Below are 12042 nucleotides of genomic sequence, written 5' to 3'. Positions count from 1 at the left end.
CTCCAAACACCTGTTTGTATATTAATATTTTTCTTGTCAATAATTAAGATATAAGTTATAGAAAGGACTGGTTCCATGCATTATAATAGTGTTATAGAGAATTATTTTGTTAGAGAAAACTCAGATAAATATGAAGAATTTTTACTTAAACCAAAGAATGATTTTGTTTTTAAGAAAATTTTTGGTGACGCTAAAAATAAGGATCTTCTAATAGCTCTTTTAAATTCTATCTTAAGTGATAAAGTTAATGATGTAACAATTTTAAACTCTGAGCTATTGAAAGAGAATATTGAAGATAAGAAAAGTGTGTTAGATGTGAGAGCTGTAACTGATATTGGTCATCACATTGATATAGAAATTCAAGTTTTGCGAACTGTTTCTATGCCTGAAAGAAGCCTTTATTACTGGTCAAAGCTCTACATAGAACAAATTGCTGTGGGTGAAAGTTATAAAAAACTTAAAAAGACCATTGCTATTAACATTGTTGATTATGACTATATAAATACAAGTAAATATCATAATATATTTCACATTATGGAAGATGAAACTAAGTTAAAATTAACAGAAGTGCTAGAAATTCACTTTATCGAACTTAGCAAGCTAAGGAATGTTAACAATATGGATAAATTATCACAATGGATGAATTTTATAAAAGGCGATTCAAAGGAGGTTATTTTGGAAATGGCGAAGGTAAATAGTGACATAGAAAAAGCTTACGATATTTTGAGAACTATGAGCCAAGATAGAGAGGCTCGTGCCCTCTACCTATCAAGAGAAATGGCTCTTCATGATGAAGTAACTAGACGTGAGGAAGCATTAGAGGAGGGAAGAGTTACCTTATTATTAGAGCAACTCAATAGAAAATTTAAAGGCTTATCTGATGATTTAGCGGAAAAAATCAGAAAGCTTCCTGAAGAGAAATTTAAGACTTTAGCACTAGAAATTTTTGAACTTAATTCAATAGAAGATATCTATAAGTACCTGTAAAAATCTCTTAACCCTATATCTAATTGTCTTAAATATAAAAAAATAACACCTGCACAATTTCAAGTGTTATTTTTTTATTTTCTCTTTATTAAAACCTCTAATAATCCTATAAAATTACAGTAACTTAATCAGCTCTTCTAACTCTTCGGATAACTCTTTTGCCGTGATAAAGTCAGCCTCCTTTAAAGCTTTCTCTATTCTTGTTTCAACTAATTTTTTCTTCTGCTCAGTTTCTAAATAACCTTTATCAAAATGACTAGCATAAATCATCTTTTTAAATTTTTTTATATTGGTTTTTCTAATTGTTTTATCTTCAATGATTAAAACAGAATCCATACAGTTTACTACAGTGTAGAAATCATGAGAAATCATCAATATGGCACCTTTATACTCTTCTAGGGCTTTTTCCAACGCTATTTGTGAATAAGTATCTAAATGACTTGTAGGTTCATCAAGCAGCAAAAAATTTCCTTGACTTGCAGTAACTTTAGCGATCTGAAGTATGTTTTTTTCCCCACCAGATAAAGATCCTATCTTTTGATTAAGGGCATCTTCTTCAAAACCATAGTCTGAAATATAATCTGTAACATCTTCATAAGTTTTAAGCCCAGCCTCTAAGAACTCTTCCATTATGGTGTTAGATTCCTTTAGGGTTTCACCTTGAAGTTGAGATAAGTAAGCTACTTCCATGGCCTCATTTATCTCAATGGAAGGATTATTATTTTCAAAGATTTCCCTAAGCAAAGTGGTTTTTCCCGTACCATTGGGACCTATAATGGCTACTTTCTCGTTGGATTTAATCTCAAAGTTCACATTTTCTAGAAGCAACTCATCAAATGAAACACTGTAATCACTAACTTTTAAAGCAACGGTTTCTTCTATTTTATTATCTATAAAAAACCTGAAATTCGGATGTTTAATATCTATAAATGGGGCTTTAATTCTACGCTTTTCTAATCTTTCATGAATTTTAACTCTAACCCTTAGAGTCTTTCCTCTAGCACCTTCAGCATCAGTAGTTGCCCTATCTCTTAGTTTTTCTATTAATTTTTCATTTCTCTCAAGTTCTTCATTATCAGCAATTGCTAGTTCTTGCATCTCAATTTTAGTTTGAAGTAATGAGAAGTTATACTCTATATAGCTTCCCTCAAACTCTTGAAGCTCCATGTTTTCAAGGTGCAGAATTTTGTTAAAACAATGATTCAGTAAGTATCTATTGTGGGTAATAACTAGCATTGTACCCTTGTGAGAATTAATTAGATTTTTAAGAGAATTAAGGTTCTCAAAGTCTAAAAACACATCAGGTTCATCCATAATCATTAAGTCTGGACTATTTAGCATTTCCTTGATTACTTGAATAAGCTTGAATTCTCCACCACTAAGTTCAGATATCCTTAAATCTTTACACTTGTTTAAGTTTGCAAGATTTAAATTTTTATTAATGTTTTTTTCGAAATCATCTCCATTAATTGCAGCAAAGGCATCTAAGGCTTCTTGGTACTTTTCTAGTAAGGGCTCAATATCAGAAGAGGTTTCCATCTCACTACAAATAGATGCTATCTCATTTTGTAGTGTAATAAATTTCTCCCCTATATACTGAAAAACTGTAGTTTCTTCTATTTTATCTAGCTGTGAGAACTGACTCACATAACCAATTCTACAATTTGATTCTTTCTCTACCTTACCCTCGAAGATATATTTTTCAGGGTCCATAATTATATCTATCAGCGTACTTTTTCCACTGCCATTTCTTCCTATAAAAGCACAATGCTCTCCCTCTTCTAAGGTAAATGAAATGCTATTATATAAATCCTTTTGTGGAAATGAGTAGGACAAGTTTTCAACTTTTATCATATTAATACCTCTCTTTATCATTAAAGAATAAACAACTTCATTTTATTAACAACTTTATCTTAATGAAAAACTTCATTTTAATGAAGATCCTTGTAAGCTGAGTTGGACGAACCAAGTTTCTAGTAACCGCTGAAATTGGTTAACACTAAAGTATCTTTTCTTGGCTGGATAACTACCACTTATAAAAGGTGGTAGACCTAAAGCTTCCAAAATGTTGTTAAAAAAGAGCCTATAAAAACAAGCTCTTAAATGTATTATCTTCTTAATTTTAATTTTTATTTTTTTATGTGTTAAATTCTTCTACTAAGTTTACCTTTGATAGCATAACACTTTTTATGGCTAAGTTCAAGATTTTAAAAATTCATTAATACCGTATATAACTTGTCATCTAGTTTCCTAGCTTCTGTTAGCATCCTTGTTAATTACCCCAGGGTACTCTGAACAGCCCCCTGTCTACGTGACAGGGGGCTGTTCAATCCACATGACTTTGTTTTAAATATCTAAAGGCTCTCCATTTTGCTCTCGTTCAAAACTTTTATAAATATAACTTGGACCCTCGTACCACAACTTTGTATCTTCTTGCTCTAATAGGTCATATACCTTAGAGTTGTAAAATTTAATTAATACCTCTTCCCAATTCATATTCTTATTCTTTGCAGTGATTTCTGTTACTTTTGCAACTTTTAGTGGAATAAAAAGATGTACATTTTCTTGTGTAATCTTAGGTAAAGTCATGTTATACCACCTCACTGTTAATAAATTCAAGAATACCTATAGCTTTTTCACTATGAAAAGATATCTGATCAGCTAGCTCATAAGTTTTCAATTCTCTTATGGCTGTATCCATATCCATAAATTTATTTTCAAAGGCATTTAAGCATGCATACACTCTATCATCTGCTACAGGTCCTTTAATAATATCATAGCTGTGTTTATAATCTACATTCATTCTATTGTTAATTACAAACTCCAACCATTCCTTACTAGCCTCTGAAAAAACTATAATATTTAAATCCTTGTTATCTAATATATCCTCTGATACTTCATATATACTTATATATCCATTTTCATTATTTTCTCTTTTCTTTTTGATCTGAGCCCATTTATAAGCTTGTTCTTTATTGGTAGTAGTATAAAACCCATTACCAAAATCCAAAGTCCTATTTGCTTTAATTAAATTTGGATGTTGAACTTCTACATTACTTCCGTGATATAAAATCAAAATTTATACCCCCTGTTTTTCAAATAAACTTCTATTTCTTCAATAATATATTCCTTGCTTTGTGTATGAAGCATCTCATATGCATCCTTTAAAAATTCAAGTGCTTTACTTTCGTAAAATAAATTAGCCACAGCTTTACCTTTCATGCCATGTTTTACTTTAAAATTTTCTATACAAAAGGCAATAAATTCTATTATTTGCTCTTCATTATTAAATTCCACCATTACTATACCCTCTTTATTATTTATGATTTTACTTTATACTTAAAATTTAAACCAAATTGAATATTTATAATCATATTATAGCATATGAAGTTGTTTCAAGGGATTTATTTAACTCTATTGCTTGTCCAAACTATTATCCACCAACATCCCATTTATGTTAACCCCTAAGTTTTGCAGCTCTGCTATATCAATATAAATACATCTACTATTTATATACCTTTTTTCACTTTCATCTTCTCTTAAAAATCGAGTGTTAACTACCCCTGGGGTAACTTAACCCTTTTCTACATATATCTATGTACTGGGCTGCCATCTAAAAGAAGTACTTCACTTTCTCCCATTTGTACATCAATTGATACTTTGCGTACAGTATTGCTTGTTTTTCCTAAATAGTATAACCATCTTCCTACAACCTGAGGTTCGGTTCCCATCATACTATAATGTGTTTCCTTTTTAAATATTCCAGTGGTATAACTATTAGCACACTGTGTTGATTCCAGTATAATACTAGATTCTCCAGTTACTATGTTATACTTTCTTATAGACATTTTATAATCTAAAATCACATAAAAAATCCAGTCATATGCTAAAAATGGATAAGTATCACAACTATAATTCATAATAGATGTATTTCTTATGGCTTTTGGATTTTTTAGATCCAAATATGAAAAACTTAACTTTTCGTAAGAATTACCATTTTGAGTTGAAAATAAAACATTTCCATAGCGGCTTGTATCATTGGCTGAAAGAAAATAATAACTAACACCTGGAATCTCACATATTATTTCTAAAGTACCTTCTTCTAAGTTAAAATTATATAAACTATCACTGTTTAATAGGTTTTCATCAGAAATTGGATACCCATAAACCACGTATGACCCTTGGGGTTTAAAATATACATTTCTTCCTACAAGATAATACTCTTCACTGGTTAATACATTTTCACCATTTACAGTATGCTTTAATATCTCTGTGGTATTATTTTTTAAATCTATTTTAACAAGCCTTTTTGCATTTTCTACTTCAATTATATAAGTGAAGTAATCCTCATTACATTGATATTTTGATCCTTCTCCAACTAGCTCTATTATTGTTTTTTGAAATGTATTAATATTTACCTTCACCACACTATTACTTATAGTTCTAGTAAATAAAAATAAGTTTTCCCCATATCCTAACATTTCAATTCCAAATATATTACGAGTAATTTCAATATCTAATTTTGAATTTATTTCAACCTTTTCACCATCATTTTTTCTTACTCTGTATAATTTGTCAGTACTATTATCGCAATATACTAAGTAGTCTTTTAAAATTATATAGTTTTCATTTATATTAATTATATCAGCACATTTCTCACAAATATCACTACCATCATAGGTATTATATTTTTTTTCTAATTTATCCTTATCTACATCCTCAGTCTTCTCTTCAACTACATAACCATACTTTTCAGCAATACCTTCAAAGCCTGTAGCATTATATATTGCTTTTATACATTCCTTAATCTCATTAACTCCTTTTTTATTCACATTAAAGTAGTCAAATAAACCTTCTTCATAATCTTCCAAGAACTCAAAATTACCATACTCTAAAAATAAATATTCCATAATTACTTGCAAAATAGCTTTTTGTGAACTTAAATTAACAATATTCTCAATACTGCTCACATCAATAGATAATTGCGGGTTTTTTATTTCTATGTATGAATTTACCGATCTTATAAATTTCTGCTGATATGCATTATTTTCAGCGCCACTATTAGATATAGTAATTAATAAAGCTGCTAATAATTCCTTTTCTGCCTCATCTAAATCTTTCTTTAAATCAAGTTTTGTATTTAAGTCATAGATTTCTTTCTTTTTTATAGAATTTAAATCATCTATAACTTCCTCCATAACACCATTCAAAGCGTCTATTTTTTTGTTTATTTGCCCTCCAACTTTATTAATTGTTTGGCTTGTCTGATTAAACTTATCGTTAAATGGCTTAGCTCCAGCTTCCATTCCACGTTTAAAATCTTTTGTGCTCATTACTCTTCACTCCCTATGATTTTATTAAGATTTTCTCCCATTACAGTATTATAAAATTCTTTTTCTAAAAATTCTTTTTTTACTTCACTGACAAACTTTTTATCGCTTACAATTCTATATAAGGTTACCAAAATGCCACCCACATCTAATTTTGTTAGATCTTTAGTTAATGCAGCATAAATAACATTGCTTGTGGATGCAATAGTATTGGAATACATTATTATTTTTTTACTTCTTACCTTATATAAATCAACAGAAATATCATTTTGTTCATTGTAAAACAGCATATGTATGCATTCTATAATACTATTTATTAAAATAGCCATGGAAGCCCCTCGTAGAATACTATAATTATCAATATGATATTTTGTAAGCAACTTCTTAGCCATATCTTCATTTAAGCTTGATAAACCTGGCACAGGTAACCCCTGTTTAGTAAAATTATCTGCTCCCAAATGAATTGCCTGCTTAATAACTGCAGCGGGTAAATTCCATGTATTTGCACAACTTTGCTTTATAGCCACATCAATTGCACCTAGGGTTCCACCTTGAAAAACTCCATCTAACTGCTTATTAGTAACCTTAAAGGTTGTTATAAAATCATTTTTTGTTAATGAATCTGAAAGTATATTTATAGGTCCAATTACCCAGCCAATAACAGGATCATGTCCCAATGCTCTATATCTGTGTGTAGCACCAGAAATTCCAGAATTTATATTCAAATCCTTAAAACTCTCTGTTTGTGTAACAGCATCATAGGGTACACTTCCAAATAATATATCATGCCACTCTTTCGGTGTAATTTTTTTCAGAGGATCTTTTACCAACTTATCCCCATCTGAAGCCTTATCTAATCTAAATTTATCATTTGTAAATATATACTGTCTTGCGCATTGTAATGCCGTTGCTAACATTAAAAAGGAAATGTCTGTTTTGCTAAGCTTTGTAACCTTTTTAAACTGTTTTTCAATATCATTTACTACTAGTGCCGCATTGTTTGCAACCACAGAAACACGCTTTGCTTCCTTAGATATTTTATCTAAATTATCAAGGTCTTCATTGATCCCGCTTATTATTAAATCCTTTTTTCTCTTTAAATTATCGTATTTCCTCAATTTACTCTCCTCTTATTAAGAAATTCCTTATTTACTAATTTAATCAACATATGCTACCTTTTGATCCATGGAGCATTGCATCACATGGCTACTTATACTTAACTCATAATTTCTTTAGCAAGTTCTTTTACACCTTCTAAACTTAATTCGGTTATTTCTGCTACAAATTCATAGCTCATGCCTTTACGGAGTAATCTCCTAGCAATTTCTACTTTAGCCTTATCTTGCCCTTGTTGCATTCCCTTTTCAATCTCTTTTTCAAATCCTTTTACAATACCCATTTTCTCAACCTCAGGATCATAAAAACTTTTGAACATAACTTCTACCTCTTGGCTTAACACTTTGTAATAATTGTAGGTATCTATAAAGTAATCATTTAAATTCTGTATTACTGATAACATTTCGTTGTAATCTTCTAATGTAATTTTATCACATCTATATGCCTCACTAATAGCTTCAAGGGGATTTTTTATTGTATTTAATATATGTACATTAATTTTTTCTACACTTATCTTTTTCTCTTCTTCCCATTGCTTACTTATCTTTAAGTTATCCATAAATCTTCTGTAATTTAAAAGCTGCAGTGGACCTCCAAGGTCCAACTTAATAAAGTGAAAAATACATTAGCAATACAAATTGCGTTCACAACTTGTTAATCATCCTTAGGGTGATTTTTGCCCTATGTTTTACTCATCCTTACAAATTTCATTCTAATTTACCATGGTTATATTATAGCTCATATGCTAACCCCTTCCTATAAGGCTTTATTTCAAGTTTGAATTCACACTTTGTTAACTATCCCTCTGTATTATCCCATGGTAAGCTTATTATTGGGAAAAAATATGGGAGGGTATATTAATGAAAGGATTCAAAAAAGTAGTATTATTTATAATGCTGATAACTATGACAATTGCAGTATACGGCTGTAGCTCTAAAACTCCATCTAATTCTGTAAAGAATTACTTAGAAGAGGTGAAGAAAGGTGAAAATGCAGACTTTTCTAAGTTACTAAATCAAACCTTAGCTAAAGCAAAGAAAGACACCGAGAAACAAAGTGAAGGAGCACCAAATGAGTCAACGAAAAAATTCATGGATTCCTTGAAAAACTTAACGTATACAATAAATTCCGAGAAAATTAATGGAGATTCTGCTACTGTAAATGTAAAAGTAAATGGTCCTGATATGGCATCTGTATTAGGAGACTTTTTACAAAAAGCCTTTACAACAGCATTCTCACAAGCTTTTTCAGGAAATAACGCAACACAAGAAGAAACAGATAAATTATTTGACACTATGCTCGTAGAAAGCATGAATAATATGAAGTATACTGAAAGAACTGGTGACATTTCTTTAACCAAAACAAATGGTGAGTGGAAAATAAATAATGATGATGCTTTAACAAAACTATTAGTTAACTTAGATAATTCCTTATTTAACACACAAAATGAAAAACCAGAAACTGCAAAAAAAGAAGTTAAGGAAATGGTTTTAAATCAACCTTTTATTGTTGAAACAGAAAATGGAAACTATAGCTTAACTATAGAAGGTGCAAGGGCTACTGATAAAAGAAATGAGTTTTCTGGTATAGAAGCTAAAAAAGTTGCTTTTCTAGACTATACTTATGAAAACATTAGCTTTGGGCAACAATCTGGACAGGATTTATACATTGATGGATATGCTTTTCAAGTATTAGATGACCAGGGAAATGTACTTGGGGATTATCCTGTTTATGACGAAAATAGAGATCCTAAAAATACTCCAGTTGGTGGAAAATGCAAGGCCAGTGCTACCTTTGCACTCCCAACAGATAGTTCTAATTTAAATGTAACCTTTACAAGAGGTTCAGAAAAGGTTGCTAAAATAATAGTTCCAATAAAATAATTATTTTAATAAAACACATTGATTTTAAATCGATGTGTCTTTTATTTACTGCTATTTATTCTTTCATTAACTCCACAGGGGTAAACTTTGTTTAATTTTTAAGTATTCAAGATTAAACTTTTAGCCCATTCTTCCACTTCAGTGTTTCCAGTTATCACAAACTCTTGACCCCTCCCAACAGTTTGTAGCAAACAATGATGGTCATTTAACTGCCATATAGGTTTCCCCGATTTATCAACCAACTTTTCATGAAAAGTCATTTTAGTATTAAACTGTGGATGAAAGAAACGTGGTAACTTCCAAAGAGATCTTTTACCTTGCCCTTCACAAGTAAGGACTAGAGAATTGTTATATCCTAAGCATCCAAAACCGGGCATTGAATTATTAAAACTTAATGTCTCTCTTGCAATATAAGCAGTATTGTTTTTTCTCTGTCTATAATAGTAGTGTGGATGTGAAAGCTTCCATCCCTCGTATTCTAGATGCTCTGAAATGCTTTGAATTTCACCCACTTGAAGGTAGCCCCATATAATTTGCTTATCAGTTCCCTTTATAAAAGTATAGTTGTCATTTATTTTCTTTACATCTTTAAACCAGCCAAAAAATAGAAATAAATCTCCTTCTTCTATTTCCTGATTGGCTAGATGTGATTGAGCACTGCTACATTGCCCAAATAAACCTCTCCAATCCTTTTTACGCCCCTGTATAGTATGATAGTTTAAGTCAGGATCTAAGTGTGCATATCTATTTTCCAATCCCTTAATTCCTAAATCATTCATTAAATCTGAATAGCTTATGCCTTCTCTGAATACAAGATCTTTGTACATTATACCAGTGTTAATTTTATTGATATCATTATCCTCTGGTATAGGAAATGATACATGGTATTTTTCATCAATAAACAGTGGACTTGGATAACCACCTGCAGCTGTATCAAATCCCTTTCTACTTAATATAATCTTCATATCTATATTCCCCCATTAAATATTAGTCCTTCAATATAAAACCCTATTGTGAATTTCAAATTCCTTATTAAAATTTTGACTATTTCTTCTAGAATAAATAAGCTCCAATGGCAAATTTCTAATCCCATGGATAAAAATATTTTACCCATTTAAAAATACTAGTTACCTTATTTATTATAATGTATTCCATACATCAATAGATATATCTATGTATTGATAACCAATAGCAAAACAAATTGTGTTAACTACCCCTAGGGTAAGTATTTTTTGATTTGCGTAAACATGCACTCCCTATAGTAAGGGGGCACATAGCTTTAAAAATTTAACTTTTAAGTAATTTTATTGCTAATAGGCAACTTAATACATATCCTTACCATATCTCCATGGCTTTCAGCCCAAATCTGCTTCTGCAAGTTCTAGAGCTATATCATTACTGGAAAGCTTTGTGTACTCAAATAGCTCATCAATGAGTTTTTTTAGTTTTATAGATAAATTGTAAGTTGAGGTTAGGTATTCCTTCTCTTCTTCCTTACTAAGTATGAATAAATAGATTACAGTTTCTAGTTCTTTCTTCAAACTTTCTCTAGTTCTTACACACTATTTCCCCATCCCCTATGATTTTTAGTTTTTAATTTTTAAATATTAAAATCTCAAATGGATTATCTTACCCTTATTATGAAACTCATGGAGTGGGGTTGTTTTCGTTTTTATCCCGTGATAAGATATGTTCATCGACAAGGCACTGAAGCAATAAAAGCTGCAAAACACCACTGGGTGTTAGTGATACCCCCAAGTATCAATATAATTTATATACAAAAGTATCTAATTAATTGTGAATCAGCAAAGAGCTGTAAAGATTCTTCTTAGATATTTAAGTAATAGAAATTATATGTAAGCAAAATAAAAAATAAGGAGTTATTGATATATGATGAAAAATAAAGTATTATCTTTAGTTTTATTTCTATGTACTGTAGGAGGAGCTACTGCTGCTAGTGGAACAACTGCTAATGCAGCAACTAGTACTTCAATGCCTAAAGCTTCAAATCAGGCCATAGTTCAAAAGCAGACTAAAACTCCACAAAAAAGTGGACAACTTATAAATTTATTTTCAAGACAAAAAAACAACAAAGTGAATACTCCAGTAGTTAAGCAACCAAACAGCACGGATACTGCAGCTGCAACACCAAAAACTGAGGCTCCTAAAGCGGATGCTCCAGCAACAGCACCAACCACAGCAGTGCCAAGTGGTGTACCTACAAATCCAAGCAATAAGAGCTTTAAATATATGGAAGCAGTAGAAAAAGATATTCTAATCTATGTTAATGAAGAAAGAGCAAAAGCAGGCTTAAACCCACTAACTTGGGAAGAGCAAATGAGACCAATAGCAAGATATAAGTCTAACAACATGCTTCAGAATAACTACTTTGATCACAACACACCATCACTAAACAATGCTAGCCCAATGGATTTAGCAACTAAATACTTCAAGTATGACACAAATAGTTATGGTGAAAACTTATTCTACAGCCAAGGTTATGCAGAATCTGCAACTACAGCTAAATACCTTGTAGATCAATGGATGAACTCCCCAGGACACAGAGCTAACATTTTAAATGGAAGCTGGACAAAGATGTCTGCAGGGGTAGTGTTTAGCAGTGAAGGAAATTGGGTTTATGCAACTCAGCATTTCTCAACTAAATAATTTGTTCTAATATAACAAGAGACAGCCAAGGTTTGGTTGTCTCTTTTTGTGTGAACAGC

General features: G+C 30.9%; 12 protein-coding genes. 3 read left to right on the top strand and 9 right to left on the bottom strand.

What is annotated here, in order from left to right; all coding sequences use genetic code 11:
• The first annotated feature begins 75 nt into the window (after positions 1–75).
• Complete coding sequence (locus J2Z44_RS06325) at positions 76–987, top strand: Rpn family recombination-promoting nuclease/putative transposase (protein WP_209649422.1); 912 nt, start codon at positions 76–78, stop codon at positions 985–987.
• 114 nt (positions 988–1101) lie between these two features.
• On the opposite strand, the gene J2Z44_RS06320 is transcribed toward J2Z44_RS06325, so the two are convergent.
• The 7 genes from J2Z44_RS06320 to J2Z44_RS21455 form a co-directional block, all read right to left on the bottom strand.
• A complete protein-coding gene (locus J2Z44_RS06320) occupies positions 1102–2841 on the bottom strand; it encodes an ABC-F family ATP-binding cassette domain-containing protein (RefSeq protein WP_209649421.1) in 1740 nt (579 codons plus the stop codon).
• A gap of 492 nt (positions 2842–3333) precedes the next feature.
• Entirely contained in the window at positions 3334–3576 is a 243-nt protein-coding gene (locus J2Z44_RS06315) for a hypothetical protein (RefSeq protein ID WP_021283613.1), read from the bottom strand.
• Position 3577: 1 nt separating this feature from the next.
• Positions 3578–4063 (bottom strand): DUF3990 domain-containing protein, encoded by a 486-nt coding sequence (locus tag J2Z44_RS06310; protein ID WP_021283612.1) that lies wholly within the window; start codon positions 4061–4063, stop codon positions 3578–3580.
• Entirely contained in the window at positions 4060–4287 is a 228-nt protein-coding gene (locus J2Z44_RS06305; RefSeq protein ID WP_021283611.1) for a DUF3791 domain-containing protein, read from the bottom strand. The genes J2Z44_RS06310 and J2Z44_RS06305 overlap by 4 nt, the downstream gene beginning before the upstream one ends.
• Positions 4288–4571: 284 nt before the next feature.
• Complete coding sequence (locus J2Z44_RS06300) at positions 4572–6320, bottom strand: hypothetical protein (RefSeq protein ID WP_209649420.1); 1749 nt, start codon at positions 6318–6320, stop codon at positions 4572–4574.
• Positions 6320–7435 (bottom strand): hypothetical protein, encoded by a 1116-nt coding sequence (locus tag J2Z44_RS06295; protein WP_209649419.1) that lies wholly within the window; start codon positions 7433–7435, stop codon positions 6320–6322. Before J2Z44_RS06295 ends, J2Z44_RS06300 begins: the two co-directional genes overlap by 1 nt.
• A 98-nt stretch (positions 7436–7533) precedes the next feature.
• Complete coding sequence (locus J2Z44_RS21455) at positions 7534–7992, bottom strand: RpnC/YadD family protein (RefSeq protein ID WP_021283607.1); 459 nt, start codon at positions 7990–7992, stop codon at positions 7534–7536.
• A 301-nt stretch (positions 7993–8293) separates the two neighbouring features.
• Between J2Z44_RS21455 and J2Z44_RS06285 the strand changes: the two genes are divergently transcribed.
• Positions 8294–9316, top strand: a complete 1023-nt coding sequence (locus J2Z44_RS06285; RefSeq protein ID WP_021283606.1) for a nuclear transport factor 2 family protein — start codon at positions 8294–8296, stop codon at positions 9314–9316.
• Positions 9317–9414: 98 nt separating this feature from the next.
• On the opposite strand, the gene J2Z44_RS06280 is transcribed toward J2Z44_RS06285, so the two are convergent.
• Together J2Z44_RS06280 and J2Z44_RS06275 are read right to left on the bottom strand one after the other, a co-directional pair.
• Entirely contained in the window at positions 9415–10281 is an 867-nt protein-coding gene (locus J2Z44_RS06280) for an Nmad3 family putative nucleotide modification protein (RefSeq protein ID WP_021283605.1), read from the bottom strand.
• A gap of 390 nt (positions 10282–10671) precedes the next feature.
• Complete coding sequence (locus J2Z44_RS06275; RefSeq protein ID WP_021283604.1) at positions 10672–10857, bottom strand: histidine kinase; 186 nt, start codon at positions 10855–10857, stop codon at positions 10672–10674.
• A gap of 349 nt (positions 10858–11206) precedes the next feature.
• On the opposite strand from J2Z44_RS06275, the gene J2Z44_RS06270 reads away from it, so the two are divergent.
• A complete protein-coding gene (locus J2Z44_RS06270) occupies positions 11207–11983 on the top strand; it encodes a CAP domain-containing protein (RefSeq protein ID WP_021283603.1) in 777 nt (258 codons plus the stop codon).
• Positions 11984–12042 lie beyond the last annotated feature (59 nt).

It is taken from the genome of Clostridium punense (assembly GCF_017874425.1).
Lineage (GTDB): Bacteria > Bacillota > Clostridia > Clostridiales > Clostridiaceae > Clostridium_J > Clostridium_J punense.
This window is presented reverse-complemented; position numbering and strand designations above follow the sequence as displayed.

What these genes read in the sequence shown, in the direction of transcription:
- J2Z44_RS06325 (WP_209649422.1), top strand. Translation starts at nt 76, where the DNA reads ATGCATTATAATAGTGTTATAGAGAATTATTTTGTTAGAGAAAACTCA.
- J2Z44_RS06320 (WP_209649421.1), bottom strand. Translation starts at nt 2,841, where the DNA reads ATGATAAAAGTTGAAAACTTGTCCTACTCATTTCCACAAAAGGATTTA.
- J2Z44_RS06315 (WP_021283613.1), bottom strand. Translation starts at nt 3,576, where the DNA reads ATGACTTTACCTAAGATTACACAAGAAAATGTACATCTTTTTATTCCA.
- J2Z44_RS06305 (WP_021283611.1), bottom strand. Translation starts at nt 4,287, where the DNA reads ATGGTGGAATTTAATAATGAAGAGCAAATAATAGAATTTATTGCCTTT.
- J2Z44_RS06300 (WP_209649420.1), bottom strand. Translation starts at nt 6,320, where the DNA reads ATGAGCACAAAAGATTTTAAACGTGGAATGGAAGCTGGAGCTAAGCCA.
- J2Z44_RS21455 (WP_021283607.1), bottom strand. Translation starts at nt 7,992, where the DNA reads ATGGATAACTTAAAGATAAGTAAGCAATGGGAAGAAGAGAAAAAGATA.
- J2Z44_RS06285 (WP_021283606.1), top strand. Translation starts at nt 8,294, where the DNA reads ATGAAAGGATTCAAAAAAGTAGTATTATTTATAATGCTGATAACTATG.
- J2Z44_RS06280 (WP_021283605.1), bottom strand. Translation starts at nt 10,281, where the DNA reads ATGAAGATTATATTAAGTAGAAAGGGATTTGATACAGCTGCAGGTGGT.
- J2Z44_RS06270 (WP_021283603.1), top strand. Translation starts at nt 11,207, where the DNA reads ATGATGAAAAATAAAGTATTATCTTTAGTTTTATTTCTATGTACTGTA.